13 protein-coding genes are annotated in these 23,487 nt (G+C 74.9%); 6 read left to right on the forward strand and 7 right to left on the reverse strand.

The window, feature by feature from the left end:
• Positions 1-209 precede the first annotated feature (209 nt).
• From OG989_RS16670 to OG989_RS16690, 5 genes are all read left to right on the forward strand, one after another.
• On the forward strand, positions 210-1,466 hold the full coding sequence (locus OG989_RS16670; RefSeq protein WP_327031037.1) for an MFS transporter: 1,257 nt from the start codon (positions 210-212) through the stop codon (positions 1,464-1,466).
• Positions 1,463-12,493 (forward strand): non-ribosomal peptide synthetase/type I polyketide synthase, encoded by an 11,031-nt coding sequence (locus tag OG989_RS16675; RefSeq protein ID WP_327031038.1) that lies wholly within the window; start codon positions 1,463-1,465, stop codon positions 12,491-12,493. Before OG989_RS16670 ends, OG989_RS16675 begins: the two co-directional genes overlap by 4 nt.
• The gene (locus OG989_RS16680; RefSeq protein ID WP_151455933.1) at positions 12,490-13,521 is read left to right on the forward strand and encodes an MBL fold metallo-hydrolase; all 1,032 of its coding nucleotides are present in this window, start codon (positions 12,490-12,492) and stop codon (positions 13,519-13,521) included. The genes OG989_RS16675 and OG989_RS16680 overlap by 4 nt, the downstream gene beginning before the upstream one ends.
• A 91-nt stretch (positions 13,522-13,612) precedes the next feature.
• Positions 13,613-14,245 carry a CG0192-related protein gene (locus OG989_RS16685; RefSeq protein ID WP_327031039.1) on the forward strand — a complete coding sequence of 211 codons (633 nt, stop codon included), beginning with the start codon at positions 13,613-13,615 and terminating at the stop codon, positions 14,243-14,245.
• Between the two features lie 460 nt (positions 14,246-14,705).
• A complete protein-coding gene (locus OG989_RS16690) occupies positions 14,706-15,272 on the forward strand; it encodes a flavin reductase family protein (protein ID WP_327031040.1) in 567 nt (188 codons plus the stop codon).
• A 129-nt stretch (positions 15,273-15,401) separates the two neighbouring features.
• Here the strand turns inward: OG989_RS16690 and OG989_RS16695 are convergent, their stop codons facing one another.
• From OG989_RS16695 to OG989_RS16705, 3 genes are read right to left on the reverse strand one after another with little or no spacing between them, the layout of a single operon-like run.
• The gene (locus OG989_RS16695; RefSeq protein WP_327031041.1) at positions 15,402-16,133 is read right to left on the reverse strand and encodes an ABC transporter ATP-binding protein; all 732 of its coding nucleotides are present in this window, start codon (positions 16,131-16,133) and stop codon (positions 15,402-15,404) included.
• Entirely contained in the window at positions 16,106-16,942 is an 837-nt protein-coding gene (locus tag OG989_RS16700; protein ID WP_327031042.1) for an ABC transporter permease, read from the reverse strand. Before OG989_RS16700 ends, OG989_RS16695 begins: the two co-directional genes overlap by 28 nt.
• A complete protein-coding gene (locus OG989_RS16705; RefSeq protein WP_327031043.1) occupies positions 16,939-17,919 on the reverse strand; it encodes an aliphatic sulfonate ABC transporter substrate-binding protein in 981 nt (326 codons plus the stop codon). The genes OG989_RS16700 and OG989_RS16705 overlap by 4 nt, the downstream gene beginning before the upstream one ends.
• Before the next feature lie 190 nt (positions 17,920-18,109).
• Here OG989_RS16705 and OG989_RS16710 point away from each other — a divergent pair, with 190 nt between their 5' ends.
• Complete coding sequence (locus tag OG989_RS16710; protein ID WP_327031044.1) at positions 18,110-19,273, forward strand: LLM class flavin-dependent oxidoreductase; 1,164 nt, start codon at positions 18,110-18,112, stop codon at positions 19,271-19,273.
• A 75-nt stretch (positions 19,274-19,348) separates the two neighbouring features.
• On the opposite strand, the gene OG989_RS16715 is transcribed toward OG989_RS16710, so the two are convergent.
• The 4 genes from OG989_RS16715 to OG989_RS16730 form a co-directional block, all read right to left on the reverse strand.
• Complete coding sequence (locus tag OG989_RS16715) at positions 19,349-19,846, reverse strand: DUF2231 domain-containing protein (RefSeq protein ID WP_327031045.1); 498 nt, start codon at positions 19,844-19,846, stop codon at positions 19,349-19,351.
• A 221-nt stretch (positions 19,847-20,067) separates the two neighbouring features.
• Positions 20,068-21,216, reverse strand: coding sequence for an endonuclease (locus OG989_RS16720; protein ID WP_327031046.1), 1,149 nt, complete (start codon positions 21,214-21,216; stop codon positions 20,068-20,070).
• A gap of 171 nt (positions 21,217-21,387) precedes the next feature.
• On the reverse strand, positions 21,388-22,047 hold the full coding sequence (locus OG989_RS16725) for a response regulator transcription factor (protein ID WP_442791934.1): 660 nt from the start codon (positions 22,045-22,047) through the stop codon (positions 21,388-21,390).
• Positions 22,044-23,333, reverse strand: coding sequence for a sensor histidine kinase (locus OG989_RS16730; RefSeq protein ID WP_151455943.1), 1,290 nt, complete (start codon positions 23,331-23,333; stop codon positions 22,044-22,046). The genes OG989_RS16725 and OG989_RS16730 overlap by 4 nt, the downstream gene beginning before the upstream one ends.
• Positions 23,334-23,487: the final 154 nt, after the last annotated feature.

Raw genomic sequence — 23,487 nt, forward strand, 5'->3', positions numbered from 1 at the left:
GGTGTGCCGCTGATCTGGTCTGCCCCGAAACCAACCACACGCCGGCCCGGCCGGCAAGGCGGGGTGCCCCGAACGGCTCTGCGCCACGGCGGGCGGACAGCCGCCGTCGGCGATGCGGGCGCCGGTCCTTCGACGTATTGAGATGCCCGTACCCGCAATGGCATGATCCTCGCTCCATACACGATCATGAGCGGGGCGGATCTCGACAGGTGCCAGCAACGGAGGAACCTTCCGCACGTCCGCTCCGTCTCGTCATCGCCGCGCACGCCGTGTCCACGTACGGCAGCTTCCTGAACATGGTGGCGCTGGGGCTGTTCACCCTGGAGATCACGGGCTCCGCCGTGTCCACCGGGATCTTCATGGCGGTCCGCCTGTGCGCCGGCGTCCTGATGGGGCTGGTCGCCGGCACGCTGGTCAGCCGGTACGCGCGGGCCAGGCTCATGATCGGCGGCGACCTGCTGTCGGCCGGTGCGCTGGTGCTGCTGGTCGCGATGCCGTCCGCCGCGCAACCGACCATGCTGCACGCGCTGGCCGTGCTCCTCGGCGGAAGTCAGACGCTGTGGGTGGTCGCGCTGCGCAGCGGGTTGCCCGCGCTGGTCGGCCCGGACGACCTGGCCCGGGCCAACGCGAACCTGGTGGCGGCCCGCTCGGTGGCCATGCTGCTGGGCTTCGGCAGCGCGGGGATCCTCGTGACCCTGTTCGGCTACCACGCCGCGTTCCTGCTCGACGCCACCTCGTTCGTGGTGTCCGCACTGCTGCTCTCCGCGGTCCGCGCCTGGCGCGTGGTGGGCCGCCCCGCCGGGCCGCCCACCAAGGGCCCCCGCCGCGGGGCGGGGCTCCGGCGCCTCCTGCCCTCGGTCGCCCCCGTGATCCTGGCCATGATCGCGGTGCGGTCCGTCGACGCGTTCGGGTCCGCCTCCCACAACGTGGGCCTGCCGGTGTACGCGAACCTGGCCTGGCCCGACGCCCCCGCCGCGTTCGCCGCCCTGTTCACCACGCCCTGGGCGGTCGGCAGTCTCGTCGCCGGCCGGTGGTACGCCCGGCGGGCCGCCGGCACCTCCCGCCCGGGATCGCCGAGGGCCTTCGGCGTCGCCACCTGCGCAATGTCGCTGCTGTTCGTGCTCGCCTTCGCGGGGCCCCCGATCTGGCTGGTGGCCGTCCTGGCGCTGGCCGCCGGCATGGCGGACGGCTACGCCGAGATCAGCTACACCACCCGGTTGCAGACCGTCGAGCCCTCCCGTCTGCCGCAACTCATGGGCCTGGCCAGCACCGCGCAGAACGCGGGGTTCGGCATCGGCATGATCGTCAGTGCCTTCGCGCTCGACCGCCTGACGCCCCTGTCGGTGGTCGCGCTGGCGCACGGCCTGGCGCTCGCCGCCGCCGGTGCCTTCCTCATCTCCCACGCCCGCACGCCGGCGCACCGTCCGCACCGACAGAGAACGCAAGAAGTCGAGGTAGCACCGTGAAGTCGACGTCCGCCGAACGCCCCGCCGCCGTCAGCCACGGCGGGGACCTGCCCGGCCCCGTCGACCATCCCCGGACCTTGGACGAGGCGCTGCTGCGGGCGGCCCGGAACCACCCGGACGCGGGCATCCGGATCGTGGGCCCCGACGGGCGCGAGAAGTTCCTCGACCACGGGCGGCTGCTCGCCGGGGCGCGCGCGGCGCTGCCCGGTCTGCGGGCCCACGGCCTGGATCGGGGGTCCCACGTCGTCCTGCGGATCACCTCGGGTGAGCAGTACTGGCCGACCTTCTTCGGCTGCGTCCTCGGCGGGATCGTGCCCCTCACCGTCGGCGCGCCCACCGGGTACGACGCGGACAACCCCACCGCCGCCGCCCTCGTGCACGCCTGGCGGGTGCTCGGGGAGCCCGTGGTGCTGGCCGGGCCGGAGGACCTGGACGTGCTGGCCCGGCTGCCGCTGCGGGACCGGGTGGTCGCGGTGCCGGAGCTGACCGCGACGAGCGCTCCCGACGGCCCCGCCCCTTCCGTACCGGAGCCGGAGGCGACGGACACCGACCCCGGGTCGGTGGCGCTGCTGCAGCTCTCCTCGGGCAGCACCGGCCGGCCGAAGGTGATCCCGTTGACGCACCGAGGGCTCTCGGAATATGCCGTCGGGGCCCGGACGATGCTCGACATCGGCCCGCGGGACGTCCTGCTCAACTGGCTTCCCCTGGACCACGTCGCCGGCCTGCTGCTCTACCACCTGGGCGGCGTCTTCCTCGGCGCCACGTCCGTCCACGTCGCCACCGAATGGGTGCTCGACGATCCGCTGCGGTGGTTGGAGCTGATGCGGCGGCACCGGGTCACGCACAGTTGGGCGCCGAACTTCGGCCTGCGGCTGGTGGCCGACGCGGTCGCCCGGGCCCCCGGTGAACCGTGGGACCTCGGCGGCGTACGCCGCATGGTCTGCGGCGGGGAGCAGTGCCTGCCGGAGACCTTCGAGGCGTTCGTCGCCGCCACCGGGGTGCCGGCGGAGGCGATGACGCCGGCCTGGGGCATGTCGGAGACCAGCACGGGAATCACCTTCGCCTCCTTCGCCGAGCCCGGCACCCGCCTCCGGATCCGTACGGCGAGCCTGGGCGGCGACCTGGAGTACGCCGAGGACGACGACCCGGCCGACGTCACCGAGTTCCTCTCCGTCGGGCCGCCCGCGCCCGGTGCCACCCTGCGGATCGTCGACGCCGCCGGCGCGGTGCTTCCCGAGGGCCGCATCGGCCGGCTCCAGGTCTCGTCGGCGCGGGTCACGCCCGGGTACCTCGCCGACCCGGAGGCGACCCGCCTGGCCTTCCCCGACGGCGACGGCTGGCTGGAGACCGGCGACCTCGCCTTCATGCGGGACGGTCGGATCGCCATCACCGGCCGGGCGAAGGACATGATCATCCTCAACGGGCACAACCTGCCCTGCCACGAGGTCGAGCAGGTGGCGGGGGAGGTGGCCGGGGTACGGCGGGGCCTGGTGGCCGCCGTCGGCGTACCGGAGCCCCGCACCGGCACCGAGTCGCTGGTGATCTTCTACGTGCCCGACGACGACGCACCCGCGACGGGGGTGGCCGAGGCGGTGCGGGCGGCGGTGGCCCGACGCTGGCAGGTCGTACCCGAGCGGGTGCTGTCGCTCCCCGCGGAGCAGTTCCCGCGTACCACCGGGGGGAAGATCCGGCGCGCGGAGCTGGTCCGGCGCTGCCTGGCCGACCGGTCGCCGCACCGGCCGCACGACAGGCGGCGGGCGACCACCGACCCCACCGGGGCCACGGCGGCGCGCGCGGCCGGACCGGGCAGGGCGGAGGTACGCGCCCTGCTGACCGGCATCCTCGGCGACCTGACGGGTGGCCAGGTCGACCCGGCGCGTCCGTTCTACGAACTCGGCATCGGCTCGGTCGAGATCGTCCGTCTCCGGGCCCGCCTGGAGCGGGCACTGGAGCGCCCGGTCCCACAGCCGGTGCTCTTCGCCCACCCGACGGTCGACGCGCTCAGCGCGCACCTCGCCGCCCCGGCGACCACGCCCACGGCGGAGCCCGTCGGCGGGCCGGTACGGGACCGGCGGATCGCGGTGATCGGCATGGCGGTCCGGTTCCCCGGAGCGCGCACGGTCGACGAGTACTGGGCGAACCTGACCGCCGGGGTGGAGAGCGTGCGTGCCTTCACACCGGACGAGCTCGTCGCGGCGGGAATCCCACGCGACACCGTCGACGCTCCCGACTTCGTGGCGGCCAGCGGGGTCCTCGACGACGACGTCGCCGGCTTCGACGCGGGCTTCTTCTCGATCAGCGCCCGGGAGGCGGAGCTGCTCGACCCGCAGCACCGGCTGTTCCTGGAGACCTGTCACCACGCGTTGGAGGATGCCGGGCACCCGGGCGACACGCGGGGGCTGCGGACCGGCCTCTACGCCGGCAGCGGAATGAACCTCTATCCGCACCACACCTATCTCCGCCAGCTCGGCCACCGGACGGGGCCCGCCGATCCGGCCGACTCGATCGGCGTCGCCCTCGGCAACCAGCCGGACTTCCTGGCCACCCGGGTGGCGTACCGGCTGGGGCTGACCGGGCCGGCGATCAACGTGCAGAACGCCTGCTCGACCTCGCTCGTGGCGGTGCACCTGGCGGTGCGGGCGCTGCTCGACGGCGAGGTCGACCAGGCGGTCGCGGGCGCCGTGGCCGTGCACGTGCCGCAGGTGACGGGTCACCGGCACACCCCGGGATCGATCCTGTCGGCGAGCGGTCGGTGCCGGCCCTTCGACGCCGACGCGGACGGAACGGTCGGCGGCAACGGCGTCGCCGCCGTGGTGCTGAAGCCGCTCGACCGGGCCCTCGCCGACGGCGACACCGTGCACGCCGTGATCATCGGCTCGGCCGTGAACAACGACGGCGCCGGCAAGGTGGGCTTCACGGCACCCGGGGTGGCCGGGCAGGTCGACGTCGCCCGGCGGGCGCTGGCCGCCGCGCGCGTCCCGGCGGAGTCGATCGGGTACGTCGAGGCACACGGTACGGGCACGGCCCTGGGTGACCCGGTGGAGCACCACGCCCTCGCCGAGGTGTACGCGGGCGGTCGACCGTTCCTCGGCTCGGTCAAGGCGAACGTCGGTCACCTGGACAGTTGCGCGGGCATGGCCGGCCTGATCAAGACGATCCTGACCGTGCGTTCCGGCCGGGTCGCCCCACAGATCAACTTCCGCCGGCCCAATCCGGCGATCGACCTCGCCGCCGGCCCCTTCACGGTGACCACCCGTGGCACGCGGTGGCCGGCGGACCTGCGGCCGCGCCGGGCGGCCGTCAGCGCGTTGGGGGTGGGCGGCACCAACGCCCACGTGATCGTCGAGGAGCCGCCCCCGGCGGACCGACGCCGGCCGGACGAGCCGCCGGCCCACCCCGCGCCGGGACTGCTGCCCCTGTCGGCGGCCGACCCGTCGGCGCTGGTGGAGCTGGCCGCCCGCCACCGCGACCTGCTCCGCGAGGACCCCGGGCCGGAGTTGGCCGACGTGGTCACCAGCGCCGGGCGGCGCAGACGCCACCTCCGGCACCGCCTGGTCGCGCTCGGCACCTCCGCCGCCGAGCTGGCCGACGGCCTCCACCGGTACGTCGAGGCGGGCGTGGCGGGAAACGTGCTGACCGGCCGGGCGGAGCCGGAGAGCGTCACTCCGGTCGCGCTGGCCTTTCCCGGGCAGGGCGACCGTCGCTGCGTCGTCCTCGATCTCGCCGAGCGGTTCCCGGTCGCGCGGGACGTGTTGGCCGAGGGGGCCGACGCGTACCGCCGAGTGACCGGTGGCGACCTCGTCGCCCGGCTGCGGGAACACCCCGTCGGAACGGGTCGCCCGACGGACGTGGCGCAGCCGGCGCTGGTGGTCACCGCGGTGGCGTTCGCCGAGCTGTGGCGGTCGTGGGGGCTCACGCCGGACGTCGTCCTCGGGCACAGCGTCGGCGAGTACGCCGCACTGGTCGTGGCCGGTGCGCTGTCCCTGGGCGACGCGGTCGGGCTGGCCGCGCACCGGGGCGCCCTGATGCGCGACGCGCTGCCACCCGGCGCGATGTGCGCGGTCCTGGCCGACGAAGCGACGGTCGATGAGCTGCTGCGTGGGTCGACGGCGGAGATCGCCGCCCGCAACGGCGCGGAGCACCACGTGCTCGCGGGTTCCCCGGATGCCCTGGCGGCGGTCGTCCGGGAAGCCGAACGGCACGGCGTGGCGACCCGCCCGCTCCCGGTCGACCGGGCGTTCCACTCGACCGGCGTGGACGCGGTCCTCGACCGGCTCCGCCGGACGATCGGGGAGGTGCAGCTCGCACCGACCCGCCTGCCCCTGATCAGCAGCCTGGACGGCCGGGTACGCCCACCCGGCTGGCTGCCGGACGCCGACCACCTGTGCCGGCAGGCGCGCGAGCCGGTCGCCTGGAGCGCCGCCGTGGCCACCCTCGCCGGGCAGGGCGTGCGATCGGTCGTCGAGGCGGGCGCGGACGGGGCGCTGACCAGCATCGCCCGCGGCACGGGATCCGACCTGCGGTGGGTGCCGTCGCAACGTCGTGGCACCCCACCGGTCGACGGGCTGTGGCGCGCCGTCGCGGAGTTGCACGTGGCGGGGTTCCCGGTCGACTGGGCCGCGCTGACCGCCGACTGCGGTGGCCGAGCCGTGCCACTGCCGGCCTATCCGTTCCAGCGCCGGCGGTTCTGGGTCTCCGCGTCCGGGGCGGCCGACATCTCCGCCGCGACCGACACCTCTGCCGCGACCGACGTCCGGGTTGCGGCCGACACCTCCAACGCGACCGACGGCCGGGTCGCGACCGGCACCTCCGCCGCGACCGACGTCCGGGTTGCGGCCGGCGGGTCTGCCGCGAGCGGCGCGGCCGGGTCGTCGGCGACCGCCGAGCCGGGGCCGCCCCGGCCGCCGGCCGGGCACGACGTCGGGGCCGAGCAGGTGCTCGCGCGCATCCGGGCGCTGACGGCCGAGCGGCTCGGACTGGACGTGGGAGAGGTCGATCCGGACGAGACCTTCCTCGACCTCGGTGCCGACTCGCTGCTTCTGATCACCATGGCCCGGGAGATCGACCACGCGTTCGGGGTACGGGTTCCCGTCCGGGACCTGTTCGCCGCCGTGGACACCCCCCGCCGGCTCGCCGAGGCGGTGACGCGCGGCGCCTCGGCCGGCGTGTTCCCTCCGGCGGCCCCGCCAGCCGGTCCGACGACCGCGTCGCCCTCCGTCCCTGTCGCGCCGGTTCCCGTGCCCGCCGGGCCGGTGCCCGTGCCCGTCGCTTCGGCGGCACCGACCGACCCGGGCGACGCCCCCCGGGACGTACCGGCCGACCTCGTCACGATCGTGCACCGCCAGCTGGACCTGATGCGCGACCAGCTCGCTCTACTCGGCGCCGCCACCGGCGCCGGCGGCAACGGCGCCACCGCCACCGGCGCCAACGCCAGCACCAGTGGCGGCGCGGCCGTCGCCCCCGAGCCGTCGACGCGGCCGGCGCCGGTCGCGTCGGTCGCCGGCGCGCCGGACACCGTCGACTTCAGTCTGTACTTCTTCGGCGACTACCCCGACTCGGCCCGGGACGACGCCTACGGAACCATCATCGAGGCCGCCGAGTTCGCCGACACCCACGACTTCCACGCGGTGTGGCTGCCCGAACGGCACTTCCATTCCTTCGGCGGGCTCTTTCCCAACCCGTCGGTGCTCGCCGCGGCCCTCGCGACGCGGACCCGCCGGCTGCGCCTCAACGCCGGCTCGGTGGTGCTGCCCCTGCACCATCCCGTCCGGGTCGCCGAGGAGTGGTCCATGGTGGACAACCTCTCCGGGGGGCGGGTCGGGCTGGGGTGCGCGCCCGGGTGGCACGCCAACGACTTCGTCTTCTACCCGGACAACTACCGTCGCCACAAGCAGGTGATGTACGACAATCTCGACACCGTACGGCGGCTCTGGCGCGGCGAGGCGATCACCGCGCGGTCGGGCAGCGGCGAAGACGTCGACATCCGACTGTTCCCCCGCCCGGTGCAGGCGGAACCGCCGACCTTCACGGCGATCGTCGGCAACCCGGACAGCTACCGGGAAGCGGCCCGCCGCGGCCTCGGCGTGGTCACCAACCTGATGACCCAGGACGTCGCGCGGCTGGCCGAGAACGTCGCGCTGTACCGGCGTACCCGGGCCGAACACGGTCTCGATCCCGCTGCGGGGCGGGTCGTGGTGCTGCTGCACACCTTCCTCGGCGACGACGCCGAGCAGGCGCGGGCCATGGCGTTCGAGCCGTTCTGTGCCTACCTGCGCTCCTCGTTCAGCCTGCTCGGCCAGGTGGTCAACAGCCTGGGCATGAACGTCGACCTCGCCGACACCCCCGACGAGGACGTCCGGTTCGTGTTGTCCCGTGCCTACCAGCGGTACTGCGAGCAGCGAGCCCTGATCGGCTCGCCGGAGAGTTGCCGGCCGGTGCTCGACGCGGTGCTCGACGCCGGCGCCGACGAGATCGCCTGCTTCGTCGACTTCGGCCTGCCGGCGGGGGCCGTGCGGGACGGCCTGCCGGCCATCGACGCGCTGCGGCGGGCCACGCCCCGTCGACCGGCCCCGGCTGTGGCCCCGGCCCCGGCTGTGGCCACGGCTGCGGTGGTCGTCGGGACAGCGGCGCGGGAGGCCGTCGGGATCGCCGCGCCACCGACCGTCGAGATCGCGCCGCTGACGCCCGGCCAGCGGCGGCTGTGGCTGGTCGAGCAGGCGTACCCGGGCACCCCGGCCTACACGGAGGGCGCGGCCGTGCGGCTGTGCGGCGCGCTCGACACGGCGGGGCTGCGCGGGGCGTTGCAGGACGTCGTCGACCGGCACGCGCCACTGCGGACGACCTACCGCGAGGTCGACGGGCAACCCTGCCAGGTGGTCCGGCCGACGGCGACGGTCGACCTCCCGGTGCGGGAGCATGCCGGTGCCGACGAGGACGCCGTGGTGCGGGCCGCGATGGCCCGGGAGAGCACGCGGGTGTTCGACCTCGTCGAGGGGCCGGTCTTCGCGTTCGAGCTGCTGCGCCTCTCCCCGACACACCACGTGCTGGTGATGTCGTTCCACCACCTGGCCACCGACGGCGGCTCGTACGCGGTCCTGACCCGCGAGGTCGGCGCGTGCTACCGGGCCCGGTCGACCGGTACGACGGCCGCGCTGCCCCCGCTGCCGGTCACCTACCCGGAGCTGGCCAGGGCGCGTGCCCGGTCGGCCCGGGACGGCGTGGACAAGAGCCTGGCGTACTGGCTCGACCTGCTCGATCCGCTGCCGCCCACCCTCGTGCTGCCCTCGGACCGGCAGCGACCGGCCACCGTCTCGGCCGCCGGTGAGAGTCTCCTCGTGGAGATCCCGGTGGAGTTGACCGAACGGGTCCGGCAGCTCAGCCGCGTCGAGCGGGTCACCCCGTTCACCACGCTGCTCAGCGCGATCGGCGTGGCGCTGTTCCGGTTCAGCGGCCAACCGGACCTGGTGATCGGCACCGGCATGAGCGGCCGCGACGAGGATTCCGAGGACCTGATCGGGTTCTTCGTCGACACCATGCCGCTGCGGCTGGACCTCGCCGGTGACCCCACCTTCCGGGAGCTGCTCGCTCGGGTCCAGTACCGCTCGGCGGACGGGTACGAACACGCGGGCGTGCCCTTCGACGACCTCGTCAGCGCGCTCGCCCCGAACCGGGAGGCCGGCCGCCACCCGCTCTTCGACGTGGTCGTGGAGTACGAGCGCGGCGCCCCGGCGTTCCTGTTCGACCTGCCGGGGGTCACCGCCGAGCCGATCCCGGTGGGCCTGGACAAGGCCCCGGTCGACCTGGTCGTCTACCTGTCCCACGGCGACACCGTGCGCTGCCACGTCGAGTACCGGACCGACGTGCTCGACCGGGCGACGGTGCGTCGCCTGCTGGACTACGTCGAGCGGCTGCTCGACCGGGCGACCCGGGAGCCCGACGAGCCGCTGTCGGGCCTGGCGGCGTACCTGGACGACTCCGCCGACCGCCTGCACGGGCCGCGGACACCCGTCGGCGACGCCCGGCTGCACGAGTTGTTCCTGCGGCAGGCGGCCCGCACCCCGGACGCCGTGGCGGTCGTGTGCGGGACGACCCGGTGGACGTACCGCGAACTGCGCGAGCGGGCCGACCTGCTCGCCCGCCGGATCGCCGCCGCCGGCGTCGGGCCCGACGACCTCGTCGCGGTGCTCCTGCCGCGCCGACCGGAGCTGATCGCCGCCCAGCTCGCCGTGCTGATCGCCGGCGCGGGCTTCCTCCCCCTCGACCCGGGGCTGCCCGCCGCCCGGGTGGCCACCCTGTTCGCCGACAGCGGCGCCCGGCTGCTGGTCACCACGAAGGACGTGGACGCGCCGACGGACGCGGTCTGCCTGCGGGTCGAGGATCCCGGTGACCCGGACCTGCCAGCCCCGGGCCGGGTGCCGACGGCGGAGCAGGTGGCCTGGTGCGTCCACACGTCCGGCTCGACCGGCCGGCCGAAGGGCGTCCTGGTGCCGCACCGGGCCGCCGTGGACGCCATCGACTGGCACGTGCGGGCCCTGGCCCTCACCGGAGCCGACACCGTCGGCCACGCGCTCGGGCTCGCCTTCGACGCGAACCTCGCCGAGATCCATCCGGCGCTCGCCGCCGGCGCCACCGTGCATCTCGTACCGGAGGAGGCGCGGAGCGACCCTGCGGCCCTCGTCGAGGAGTGGTCCCGCGGCGGCGTCACGGTGGCCTTCCTGCCGGCGCCGCTCGCCGAGCTGGTCTTCGCCCTTCCGATGCCCGCGCACGCCCCGCGCACGCTCGTCGTGGGCGGCAGCCAGCTCCGGCGCCGACCGCCCGCCGGCTTCCCGGCCGAGGTGATCAACGCCTACGGTCCGACCGAGTGCAGCATCGTCGCCACGGCGGGTCCGGTGCGGGCGGACGTTCCGGGGCCGGTCGACATCGGCACCCCCGTCGACAACCATCGGCTGTACCTGCTGGACGAGCGCGGTGTGCCGGTGCCACGGGGGGCGGTGGGGGAGCTGTACGTCGGCGGGGCCGGCGTGGCCCGGGGCTACCTCGACCGACCCGCGGCGACCGCCGCCGCCTTCCTGCCCGATCCTGGCCTGCCCGGGGCACGGGTCTACCGGACCGGGGACCTGGTCCGGGAACGGGGCGACGGGACCCTCGAGTTCGTCGGCCGCGTGGACGACCAGGTCAAGATCGCCGGACAGCGGACGGAGCCCGGCGAGGCCGCTGCGGAGCTGGCCATGCTGCCCGGGGTACGCCAGGCCACCGTCATCGCGCGGCACGACCGGGGCGACGAGCCGTACCTCGCCGCGTACGTCGTGGCGGACGACGACGGGGAACCGGCGGCGACCCGCGCGGAGCGACTCGCCGCGGTGCTCGCCGAGCGCCTGCCCGCACACCTCGTGCCCCGGGCCTGGGTGCTGCTGGACACCCTGCCCACCACGGACAACGGCAAGGTGGACCGGTCGCGGCTGCCGGCGCCCGCCGTGACGGGCGCCGCCGACCGGCCCCGCACCGCCATGGAGCAGCTCGTCCACGACTCCTGGTGCGCCGAGCTCGGGGTGGCCCGGCTGCCGGTGGACGTCCCCTTCTTCGCCGCGGGCGGTCACTCCCTGGCGGCCGTACGGTTGGCGAACCGGCTGACGGACCTGCTGGGCCTGACGGTCGGCACGCACCGGGTGCTGCGCAGCCCGGGCATCCGGGCGATGGCGCGGGACCTGGCGACCGCGGACGGCGGGTCCGAGGTCGTGGACCGGGCGCCGGCGACCTACCCGCAGGAACTGATGTGGCATCGCCAGCGGCAGGCCCCCGACCCGCCGGCCGTGCACATGGCGGTACGGGTGACCCTCGCCGGTCGGCTCGACGTGCCGGCCCTGCAACGGGCGGTCGACGGCCTGGTCGCCCGGCACGAGGCGCTGCGCACCCGCCTGGTGGAACGCGCCGGTGAGCTGGTCCAGGAGGTGCTCCCGGCCCGGCCGGGGACGCTGCCGGTGTGCGACCTCGCCGCCGACGAGGTCGAGCAGTGGTGCGTGCGGACCGGCCGCGAGCCCTTCCCGGAGGACACGGGACCATGGCTGCGGGCCCGGCTGGCGCGGCTGGACGACGACGCGTGGGTGCTGATGCTGGTCGTGCACCATCTCTGTGGTGACGGCTGGTCGATGCTCCAACTGCTCGACGAGCTGGGAAGGGGCTACGCCGCGGAGACCGGCCAGGGGGCGGCCCCCGCCGCGCCCACGGCACGCTACGTCGACCACGCGCGCCGGCAACGGGCGACCGCAGTCCCGCCGGACGTCCTGCGGTACTGGCGGGACCAGCTCGCCGGAGCACCCCGCGCGGTGTCGTTCCCGGCCGACCGCCCACGGCCGGCGCGGCCGTCCGGCCGGGGCAGCGAGTTCGCCTTCGACGTCCCGGCCGAGCTGACCGACCGCCTGACCGGCCTCGCCGAGCGCTGCGGCACGACCCTGTTCCCGGTCCTGGCCAGCGGGTACGCGCTGCTCGTACGCGAACTCACCGGCACGCGTGACGTGGTCCTCGCCTGCCCGTACGCCCACCGCGACCACCGCGAGGACGAGTCGGTCGTGGGCCTGTTCACCAGCCCGCTGCTGATGCGGCCCCCGCTGGCGCGCGCGGCGTCCTTCGCGGAGCTGACGGCGGGCACCGACCGGGTGTTCCTCGACGCGCTCCGGCACCAGCCGGCGCCCCTGGCCGAGGTGTACGCGGCCCTCGACCCGCACTGGCGGGTCGGCATGCCGCCACCGGTCGCCACGACGCTGTTCGGCTGGAATCCGGGGATGCCGGAGGTGCGGCTGCCGGGGCTCGTGGCGCACGTCACCGACCAGGGGCTCGGCTGCGCCCGCCGGGACTACGCCACGGTCGTCACCCCGCACGAGGGCGGCCTGCGGGGCGTCGTGGAGTACTCCACGGACCTGTTCGACCGGTCCACGGTGGCGGCCTGGTGCGACCGCTTCGTCGCCATTCTCGTCGCGGCCGCCGACGAGGAGCCGGGGCAGGTCGCGGGGCGGACTATGGTCGGATCATGACCTCGGGCACCGGCAACTCCGACGACTGGACCACGCCCGGAACGTTCGAGGTCGCCCCCGGCGTCCACCGCGTGCCGCTGCCGCTGCCGAACGACGGCCTGCGCGCGGTGAACGTGTACGTCCTGCGCGACGACGACGGTCTCGTGCTCGTCGACTCCGGGTGGGCGATCGCCGAGGCGCGCTCCGCGCTCGACGCGGCACTCAAGGAGCTGGACTGCTCGCTGGGGGACGTGCGCCGGTTCCTCGTCACGCACGTGCACCGGGACCACTACACGCAGGCCGTGCACCTGCGCCGCGAGTACGGCATGCGGGTGAGCCTCGGCGCCGGGGAACGCGAGAGCCTCGCGGCGTCCATGACGCCGCACCGGAACCCGCTCGCCGAGCAGCTCGGCCACCTGCGGCTGCTGGGCGCCGGCGAGCTGGCCGACACCCTGGCGGGGTTGACCGGGTCGCGGCTGAGCACCGAGGACTGGGAACTGCCGGACGACTGGTTCCACGACGGTCAGCAGATCAGGCACGGCGAGCGCACCCTGCACGTCGTCGAGACGCCGGGCCACACGCGCGGGCACGTCGTCTTCCACGACACCGGCTCGCACCTGTTGTTCGCCGGTGACCACGTGCTGCCCACCATCACGCCCTCGATCGGCTTCGAGGCCGCACTCTCGGCGAACCCGCTCGGCGACTTCCTGGCATCGCTCGCGCTGGTGCGCCGGCGACCGGACGCGCGGCTGCTCCCGGCGCACGGGCCGGTGACCCCCAGCGTGCACGCGCGGGTCGACGAACTCGTCGCGCACCACGGCGCGCGGCTCGACGAGACGGAGGCCGCCGTGGCCCGGGGGGCGAGTTCGGCGTACGAGGTCGCTGCGCGGCTGCGCTGGACCCGGCGGGAGCACAGGCTGGCCGACCTCGACGTGTTCAACGCGATGCTCGCCGTCACCGAGACCGCGGCGCACCTGGAACTCCTGGTCGCCCAGGGCCGCCTGACCCGGTCCGACGTCGACGGGCTGCGCCGCTACGCCACCGCCTGACCCGCCTGACACGCCGGGCCCCGCTCGCGCCGGACGCGTCGCGTGCGGCCGGGTCAGCGCGGGGCACCGGGGTGCCCCTACGATGCGGCGTATGGCGCTGTTGCACCGGGCGGAGATGCGCCCCACGAAGTTCGCACTCCTGGCGGCGTGGCTGCCCGGCCGACCCTGGTTCCAGGGGCCGGCCGGCGCCGACGTCGAGCGCGTGGCGGCCTACCGGTTCGACGACCCGGCCGGCGACGTCGGCGTCGAGACGCTGCTCGTCAGGGCCGGCGACGGGCCGATCCACCAGGTCCCGCTGACCTACCGCGGCGCGCCCCTCGACGGCGCCGACGACTGGCTCGTCGGCACCACCGAGCACTCCGTGCTCGGCCGCCGCTGGGTGTACGACGCGTGCGCCGATCCCGTCTACGCCGCGACGCTGGCGGCGGCCGTCCTCGCCGACGCAGGGCAGGCGCAGGAGTACTTCGAGGCCGACGGCCAGCGGGAGTACCGCGAGCTGTCGATGACCATCGCCGGCAGCGGCACCCGGGGCGCCGAGGTCCCGCCCGTCGGCGCCGTGCGCCGCGTGGTCGAGGACGACCTCACCGTCATCGTCACCGACTCCGTGGAGTTGGCCGTCGTGCGCCGCCCCGACGGCGGCACCGCGTCGGAGGGCGCCGTGCTGACCGGCACGTGGAGCGGCCAGGCGAGCCCTCTGCCGCTGGCGTACGCCCGCCGGCGCTGACGGCCCGTACCGCCGGCTCGGGGCAGCGCGCCGACCCCCTTCGGCCCACCGGCGGGCGAAGGGACTTGTATTCCTACTGATCCAGTAGGAAAATGGGGTCATGCCGCGCGTACCGCTGCTCACCTCCCGCCGGGTCGTCGACCTGATGCGGGTCGCCTCGCAGCTCTGTCCCGGTTCGCGCCCGGTGGCCTGACCGCCGATCGCGTCGCGCCCGACGGCCGCACCGGTCGGTTCCCCGGCTTCGTCGCCGCTCGGTGATCGCCACCTGCCCCCTCGACGCGGCCAGCGCGGCCATCGTCGCGGTCGTCGACGACCCGCGGGGGCGGTTCCTGGTCCCGGCGCTTCCCGACTCCAGGATGCCGCCGTGGACCGAGGTCCGCGTGCCGTCGCTGCGTGCGGCCGGGGCTGGCGTCGCCGCTCTGTCACGATTCTCTGCCTGACTCCCCTCCGGAAGGTCCCGATGGTCATCGCGCGGTACGACACCGACCCCCTCGTCCGACAGTGGCAGGACGGCCCGGAGGGCGGGTGGACGGCCGACGCCGACGCCCGCGGGCTGCGCACGGTGCTGCGCCACCAGGCCAGCACCGTCACCGTGGTCACCGCGCCCGGCGCGCCGCCGGTCGGCTTCACCGCCACGTCGTTCACCTCGGTGTCGCTGGCGCCGCCGGTCGTGTCGTTCTGCGTGAACCTCGGATCGTCCAGCTGGCCGACCCTGGCCGGCGCCCGCCACGTGGCGGTGCACCTGCTCGCGGAAGACCAGCGGGAACTGGCCCGTACCTTCGCCACCAGCGGCATCGACCGGTTCGCCACCCCCACCCGGTGGCGTACCGGACCGGAGGGGGCGCCGATCCTCGGGGGCGTCCTGGCCTGGCTGCTCTGCCGGGTGGTCGACCGGGTGCCCGTCGGCGACCACGCCGTCGTGCTGGCCGAGCCGGAACTGATCCGGCACGCCGACGGCGGCTCGCCGCTGCTGCACCACCAGGGCCGCTACACCGGGGTCGACGGGGCGGGCCGGGAGGCAGCGTGACCCGGCTTCCCGCCGGTCGACCCGGATCGGCGCGAGCGGCCCCGGCCCCACCCGGATCTGCCGGGTGGGGCCGGGGCCGTTGACGGATCTCCGTGGCGAGGACCGGCCGGTGCGGGGCCGGCGGCGCGGTCAGGCGGCCGGCACGCCGAGGCGGTCGAGCAGGTGGCGGCGCAGCGCGCCGAAGGCCGGCTCGTCCGGCGTACGCACCGACCCCAGGTCGACCGGGAGTTCCTCGGCGATGACGCCCCCTTCCAGCAGCAGGATCCGGTCGGCGAGCAGCAGGGCCTCGTCCACGTCGTGGGTGACCAGCAGGGCGGCGAAGCCGTGCTCGGCGCGCAGCCGGCGTAGCAGCCCCTGCATCCGCAGCCGGGTGAGCGCGTCGAGGGCGCCGAACGGCTCGTCGAGCAGCAGCAGGTCGGGTTCGCGGACCAGCGCCCGGGCGACGGCGACCCGCTGAGCCTGGCCGCCGGACAGCTCGGCCGGCCAGGCGCGGCGCCGGTCGGCGAGCCCGACCTCGGCCAGGGCCCGGTCGATCCGCCGGTCGGTGTCGGCGCCGGACAGGCCGAGCCCGACGTTCTCGGCCACCCGTTTCCAGGGCAGCAGCCGGTGCTCCTGGAACACCACGGCGGCCGTGCCGTGCACGGTGGTCCCGCCGGTGGCATCGCCGTCGAGGCCGGCGAGGATGCGCAGCAGGGTGCTCTTGCCGGAGCCGCTGCCGCCCAGCAGGGCCACCACCTCCCCCCGGGAGATCGCCAGGTCGACGCCGGCCAGCACGACCGAGGGGCCGAACGCCCGGCGTACGGCGTGGGCGGTCAGCACCGGCCCCGCGGCCGTCAGGTCGCCCGCAGTCCGCGACGCCATGTCAGCGTCCTCCTCTCCGCGACACGCAGCGCCAGGTCGGACGCCAGGCCGAGCAGCGCGTAGATCAGCAGGCCGAGCACGACCACGTCGGTCTGGCTGAACTCGCGCGCCTCCATCATCAGAAAGCCGATCCCGGTCTGGGCGTTGACCTGCTCGCCGACGACCAGACTGAGCCAGGCCGCCCCGATCGCCAGGCGTAGGCCGAGGAAGAGGGCGGGCAGCGCGCCGGGCAGCACCACGTGGCGCAGCCGGGCGGCCTGCCCCAGCCCGCACGTCCGGGCCGCCTCGACGAGGCGTTCGTCGATGTCCCGGATGCCGGCGTAGGTGTTGAAGTAGATCGGGAAGAACGCACCGAGGGCCACCAGGCTGATCTTGAGCGACTCGCCGATGCCGACCCAGATGATCAGGAGCGGCACCAGTCCCAGGTGGGGGAGCATCCGGGCCATCTGCACCGGGGGGTCGACGAGGTCGTCGCCGAGCCGGAGCAACCCCGCCACGGTGCCGAGCAGCAGGGCGAGACCCCCGCCGATCAGCAGGCCGACGCCGGCGCGCGTGAGCGAGTCGAACAGGTGGGTGGCGAGGATGCCGTCGCGGGACAGCCGCCACCCGGTGGCCAGCACGTCGCTCGGCGCCGGCAGCTTCTCGGGCGCCAGCAGCCCGATCCGGGCGGCCAGCTCCCAGGAGAGCACCAGCAGCACCGGGCTGGCGAGCCGGCGCCACCGCCGGGCCGGCCGCGCGCGCCGCTCAGGCCGCGTCGGTGCGGTCGCCGTGGCCGGGGCCGGGGCGTCGGCCAGCGTCGTACGGCTCACTGGAAGACCTCGTTGAACCGGCCGTCGACGCGGCCCCGGATGTCGACCGGCCCCGGGACGAGCTTCAGCGCGACGAAGCCGTCCGCGATCGCCTGGAGTTCGTCGCCGACGGCCGGGGTGACCGGGGACAGGGGCTTGGCGCTGCGGAGCAGGGCGCGTTCGGTGACGTCCTGCGCGATCTTCAACTCGGGCGCGAGGGTGCGGGCCCGCTCGTCGGGGTTGGCGATGCCCCAGTCCGTCACCGTCCGGTACGTCCGCAGGAACGCCCGGATGTCGTCCGACCGGTTCTGTACGGCGTCCGGGGCGGCCAGGACGTACTCCCGGTTGCTGGCGAGGCCGGTGGCGTCGGCGAGCACCCGGACCCCGGGCTGCTCGGCCAGGGCGAAGTACGGGTCCCAGATGATCCAGGCGTCGACCTGCCCGTTGTCGAACGCGGGCCGTCCCTCGGCGGGCTTGAGGTACTTGACGTTGATGTCGTCCAACGTCATCTTGTGCGCCGCCAGCAGGCGCACGAGCAGCCAGTGCACGTTGGAGCCCTTGTTCAGGGCCACCGTCCTGCCGCGCAGGTCGGCGAAGGTGCGGTAGCCGCTGTCGTCCTTGACCAGCACCGCCTCGCCCTGCGGGACGGGCGCGGAGGTGCCGATGACGGAGAACGGGATCTTGGCCGCCGCGGCGAAGACGGGCGGCGCCTCGCCGACCTGCCCGATGTCGATCGAGCCGGCCTTGAGCGCCTCGGTGAGCGCCGGGCCGCTCTCGAACAACGACCACTCCACGTCGGGGGCGGCGTTGCGGGCCTTGACCAGGCTCAGTCCTCCGAAGCGCTGATAGCCGATCCGAAGTGGGCCCTTGTCGCCGCCGGCCGCCGCGGACCCGTCGCCGCAGGCGCTGACGCCGCCGACCGCGACCAGTGCCACGGCGGTGAGCAGTGCCGTCACCAGGCGGTGCCGACGGGTGAGGGCCGTTCTGGGGGTTCGCATGACAGCTCCTACGGAGATGGACCTGGGGGTGCGACGGCACTGACAGCCGCCTGTCGCACTAAGCCTACTAACCCGATAGGTTTTATGGGTAGACTGTCACCGGGATCGTCCCACCCCTCAGGAGCACCCGGCCGCCGGCCGCCTGCCCCGCCGCACCTCTTCTCGCCACCGCACTGGAGGAAAGATCCGGATGGCCCTCACCTTCCACTGGTTCCTGCCCACCTACGGCGACAGCCGGGACATCGTCGGCGGGGGCCACGGCGTGCCGGTCGGCACGGCCGGCGGCGCCCGCCCGGCGACCGTCGCCTACCTGGGCCAGATCGCGCGGACCGCCGAGCAGCTCGGCTTCGTCGGCGCGCTCACCCCGACCGGCGCCTGGTGCGAGGACGCCTGGCTGAGCACCGCCATGCTCACCGAGGTGACCGAGCGGCTGAAGTTCCTGGTCGCCTTCCGCCCCGGCCTGCTCACGCCCGCGCTGGCGGCGCAGATGGCCTCGACGTTCCAACGGCTCTCCGGCGGCCGGCTGATGGTCAACATCGTCACCGGCGGCGAGTCGCACGAGCAGCGCGCCTACGGCGACTTCCTGGACAAGGACGCCCGGTACGCGCGCACCGACGAGTTCCTGCACATCGTGCGGGCGCTGTGGCGCGGCGAGACCGTGGACCACGCCGGCGAGCATCTGCGGATCGCGCAGGGCCGGCTCAACCGGCTACCGGACCCGGTCCCGCCGATCTACTTCGGCGGCTCCTCCGCCGCCGCGCTGCCGGTGGCGGTGCGGCACAGCGACGTCTACCTCACCTGGGGCGAGCCGCCGGCCCAGGTGGCCGGCAAGCTCGACGGGGTCCGCGCGCTGGCCGCCGAGGCCGGCCGCGAACTGCGCTTCGGCATCCGGCTGCACGTCATCACCCGGGACACCGCCGAGGAGGCCTGGGCGCAGGCCCGCCGCCTGCTCGACGGCATCGCCGAGTCCGACCTGCGGGCGGCTCAGGCGGGGCTGCGCGGCAGCGAGTCCGAGGGGCAGCGCCGGATGCTCGACCTGCACGGGGGCTCCCGCGACGGACTGGAGGTCGCCCCCAACCTCTGGGCCGGCTTCGGCCTGGTCCGGGGCGGCGCCGGCACGGCCCTCGTGGGCAGCCACACGGAGGTGGCGGACCGGATCGCCGAGTACCACGCGCTCGGCCTGGACGAGTTCATCCTCTCCGGCCACCCGCACCTGGAGGAGGCGTACTGGTTCGGCGAAGGCGTGCTGCCGATCCTGCGCGCGCGGGGGCTGTGGCGGCACCCGGCCGGCGAGGCCCAGCCGGTGGAGCCGAGGAGCCTGCCGTTCGTCCCGGAACCCGCCGGCGCGCGGTGACGAACCCGCCCCCCGGCGGGCCGGGCCGGCTGGCCCACCGGCCTGCCCGGTCCGTCCGGGGCACGGGCGGACGGATCAGGCGCGGGCGCGGCGCGTGGAACGACGGGACAGGGAACTCGGCGCGTTGACGCCGGCGTTGTCGCTGACCCCGATGCCCAGCCGCTCGACCAGCTCGCCGCCGAGCCAGGCCGTCATCCCGGACAGGAGGATGCCCGCGAAGCTGCAGATCAGGGCCAGGGCGTTCGGCTCCCAGTTCGTCGCGGAGGCCCGCGCCAACCAGCTCACCGCGAACAGCAGCACGACGACGACGTTGCCGATGCCGTGGATCGCGCCCACCCGCTTGGCGCGGGTGCCGGACGGGATGGCCCGCCAGTCCGTGAAGCCGAAGACCGCCGCGAGCAGGCCGCCGATGACGCCGGCACCGATCGTGTACGCGGCGGAGATCTGGAATCCGGCGCGGTCCGTGATCAGGTACAGGATGTCGAAGATCACCGCCGTGGCGAGCAGTCCCAGCGGAAAGACGATCATCATGGGATGGATCCCGTGACCCAACGCCTTGGCTCGACTCTCCACGGTGACCTCCCGACAGACGGATGCTGGCCGCGCGGGATACCCCGCTCGGGCGCGGGTACACCTACCAGTACCTACCTTGTCGGTGGCCCAGGCTGCGGCGTCCCGTACGGCGAAGGCGGAACGCCCCGTGCGGCGGATCCCACGGGCTAGGGCCGACTACCGCCCGCCGGTCGGCCGGTCCCCCGTCGGGGGACCGGCCGCGACACGCCGGTGGGGCGAGGTCAGCCCCAGATGGCGGTCGCCCACTCCGGGTGGTCGACGAACGGGTTCCGGTTGCCCTGCCAGCGCTCGTAGATCCGCTGGTTGCGGCGCTTCTCGAAGGTGTCCGGCGGGTCGGCCTGGTTCCACTGGAGCAGCACCGCCATCTTGCCGTGGTACGGCGCGCTGCCGTTGTTGACCGACTGGTTCAGCTCCAGGTTGGGCCAGCCGTCGGTGCCCTCGTACCGGATCGCCATGTACATCAGCATGCGTGCCACGTCGCCCTTGACCGCGTTGCGCGGCTCCCACGAGTCGGCGTCGGTGTAGCAGCCCGGCGCCTCGGCGACGGGGCTGCCGCCGGTGTCGAAGTCCTTGTTGCCGCGCGTCGAGTTGACCGAGACGTCCTCCGGCCGGAGGTGGTGGACGTCCGTGCCCGGGCCGGTCGCGGTGCCGAAGTCGCCGTGCGACTTGGCCCAGACGTGCTCACGGTTCCAGTCGTTCACGCCGCCGCCGTTGCTGCTCTTGCTCTGGGACCGCCCGGTGTTGAGCAGGATGACGTTGTTGGTGTTGGCCGGGTCCTGGTCGGTGTCCTTCAGCGCCTCCCAGACCTGGTCGTAGGAGAGCTTCGTCTGCACCTTGATGATCGAGTGCAGCGAGCTGCGCAGCGCCGTGCCGGACTTGCCGATCGCGTTGGCGTAGTAGGTGGAGTCGTAGTCGCCGCCGGGCGCCGGGGTGGTCGTCGGGACCGGAGTCGGGGACTGGCTCGGCGATGGCGTGGTGCCGCCGAGGGTCATCGCCGTCGGGTTCTTCAGGCCGCCGTGGCTGAAGTAGGCGGTGAGCGCGCCGGTGGCGGTGATCCGCTGGCCCCGCAGGCCCGGGTTGGTGAGCAGCCCGAACGTGCTCCGGTAGGCGGCGGTGACCTGGACGTAGAGCATCCTGCTCGCGCCGGTCTCGGCGGCCGTGTCGGCGATCGCGATCGCGGTGTCGGCGGTGAAGCCGGACCTGAGCACCGTCGTGGTGCTGGTCGGCTGGCCGATGACGTAGCCGGTCACGGCGGCCGTCCGGCCGTCCTGCGCGGCAAGCGCCTGGGCCACGGTAAGGGGGCCGGCGGCCGACGCCGCCGCCGTCACCGCCACGGGCGCCACCAGGACGACGGCCAGCGCGAACGCCATCGCCAGCCTTCTGGGGCCCGAGCGGGTACTGCTCCTCGTATTCATGAGCAGCGATGCTAGCGGGGCGCGGGTGAACGGCGGGAGATCGGGACCGCAACTTTTCGGCGGGGCGGCCGCGCCTGCCCGGCGGACGGCCGCGCCGGAGGCGGCCACCGGTCGCGCCGGAGCCGGCTACCGGGGCGACGGGCCCGCGCGCAGGTAGGTGAGGGCCGCCAGCACCCGGCGGTTGGTGTCGTCGCTGGGCGGCAGGCCGAGCTTCGCCAGGACGTTGCCGATGTGCTTGCCGATGGCCGCCTCGGTGACGTGCAGCCGCGCGGCGATCGCCGCGTTGGAGTGCCCCTCGGCGAGCAGCGTCAGCACCTCGCGCTCCCGGGCGGACAGGGCCGCGAGCGGGTCGCGTGGGCGGTGCAGCAGCCGCCGCACCACGTCGGGGTCGACGACCGTGCCGCCGCCGGCGACCGTGCGAAGCTGCCCGGCAAACTCGGCGACCTCGGCGATCCGGTCCTTGAGCAGGTAGCCGACGCCCCGTCCGTCACCGCTGGCGAGCAGGGCGGAGGCGTACTCGGCCTGCACGTGCTGGCTCAGCACCATGACGGCGAGCCGCGACCGTTCGGCGCGTAGGTCGACGGCGGCCCGCAGCCCGTCGTCGTGCGGGCCGGGCGGCATCCGGATGTCGGTCACCACCAGGTCCGGCTCGTGCGCCCGGACCGCGTCCCGCAACTGCGGTGCCGTGCCGACGGCGGCGACCACCTCGAAGTCGAACCGGGCCAGCAGGCCGGCGAGGCCCTCGCGCAGGAGGACCTCGTCCTCGGCGAGCACGACGCGCGTCATCGGTGGCACGGCAACTCCACCCGGACGAGCGTGGGGCCGCCGGGCGGGCTGGCGAGCAGCAGCCGCCCGTCGGCCGCGGCGACCCGATCGGCGAGGCCGGTCAGGCCGGTGCCCCGCGCCGGGTCGGCCCCGCCGTGGCCGTCGTCGGAGATCTCCACGACGAGTTCGCCGTCGGCCTGGACGAGCCGGACCTCGGCCCGGGTCGCCCCGGCGTGCCGGACGACGTTGCCCAACGCCTCCGACACCACGAAGTACGCGGTGCTCTCGACGAGTTCGGGCAGCGGCTGCCCGAGGTCGGCGTGGACGGTGACCGGGACGGTGGCCTCGCCGGCCAGTTCCCGTACCGCGCCGGCCAGGCCCAGGTCGGTGAGGCTCTGCGGGCGGATGCCCTGCACGATCTGCCGTAGCTCGACCATCAGGTTCTTGGCCTGGTCGTGCGCCACGGCTAGCGGGGCGGCGGCGGGGGAGTCCTCGGGCACGTCCAGCCGGGCCAGACCCAGGTGGAGGGTGAGGCTGGTCAGCCGGGGCTGCGCGCCGTCGTGCATGTCGCGCTCGATGCGGCGGCGTTCGGTCTCGTACGCGTCGACCAGCCGGGCCCGCGAGCGGCTGACCTCCCGCAGGGCCGCCCCGTCGGCGGGCCGGCCGAGCAGCCACCGCGCCACCGCGCCCTGGGCCGCGGCGAGCACGCCGAGCCCGTACCAGAGCACCGGGAGGAGCAGGACCCCGAGGACGGCGTACGGGACGGCCTTGCCGGCCGTGTCGACGGTGGTCCAGACCACGATGACCTCGTCGGCGTCGCCGACCAGCCAGGGGCTGGCGACCAGCGTGAGGTCGAGCAGCACGAGCAGGGTGGACACGGCGTAGCCGAGCGGCACGACGCCGCCCAGCCAGAAGGTGTAAGCGACCTCCCGCCACGCGTCGGCGTCGGTGTAGCGCGCGGCCAGGCCCCGCCACCGGTACGCCGGCAACGGCCGCCCGTCCACGAGGCCGAGCCGCTGCCGTTCCACGGCGGTCACCGCGATGCTCACGACCGGGGCCGACGCCAGCACCGTCAGGGCACCGACGGCCAGGAACAGCACGAGGGGCAGCTCGACCGGGCGGTCCTGCCGGGCGGCGTTGACCGCGGCCAGCAGGGGTGCCCCGACGACGAGCAGCCCGACGGCGAGCACCCCGGCGACGGGGACGGTGGTGAACAGGTAGGCCAGCGCGCGCCACGGCCACGGGGAGAACAGGTATCCGGGCCGGCGCAGCGCCTCGGCCAGGCACAGGGGACGAGCTGTCGTCATGCCGCTGACGCTAACCGTGGGTGACGCGCCGACCCAGCCGTCTGGAGGTAGTTCCCGGGTAGGGCCAGCACTACCCGGTGGCCGGCCGACCCCGGCGGGCACCGCGCCATGCCAGGGGCGGACGCGACGGCGCGGCGCCCCGCCGGGGGTAGGC

This window comes from Micromonospora sp. NBC_01740 (assembly GCF_035920365.1).
GTDB lineage: Bacteria > Actinomycetota > Actinomycetes > Mycobacteriales > Micromonosporaceae > Micromonospora > Micromonospora reichwaldensis.

Bases quoted from the DNA above. Each gene is read 5' to 3' on its own strand.
- OG989_RS16685 (WP_327031039.1), top strand. From the start codon at position 13,613: ATGGCGCTGTTGCACCGGGCGGAGATGCGCCCCACGAAGTTCGCACTC.
- OG989_RS16730 (WP_151455943.1), bottom strand. From the start codon at position 23,333: ATGACGACAGCTCGTCCCCTGTGCCTGGCCGAGGCGCTGCGCCGGCCC.
- OG989_RS16680 (WP_151455933.1), top strand. From the start codon at position 12,490: ATGACCTCGGGCACCGGCAACTCCGACGACTGGACCACGCCCGGAACG.
- OG989_RS16720 (WP_327031046.1), bottom strand. From the start codon at position 21,216: ATGGCGTTCGCGCTGGCCGTCGTCCTGGTGGCGCCCGTGGCGGTGACG.
- OG989_RS16705 (WP_327031043.1), bottom strand. From the start codon at position 17,919: ATGCGAACCCCCAGAACGGCCCTCACCCGTCGGCACCGCCTGGTGACG.
- OG989_RS16725 (WP_442791934.1), bottom strand. From the start codon at position 22,047: ATGACGCGCGTCGTGCTCGCCGAGGACGAGGTCCTCCTGCGCGAGGGC.
- OG989_RS16690 (WP_327031040.1), top strand. From the start codon at position 14,706: ATGGTCATCGCGCGGTACGACACCGACCCCCTCGTCCGACAGTGGCAG.
- OG989_RS16695 (WP_327031041.1), bottom strand. From the start codon at position 16,133: ATGGCGTCGCGGACTGCGGGCGACCTGACGGCCGCGGGGCCGGTGCTG.
- OG989_RS16710 (WP_327031044.1), top strand. From the start codon at position 18,110: ATGGCCCTCACCTTCCACTGGTTCCTGCCCACCTACGGCGACAGCCGG.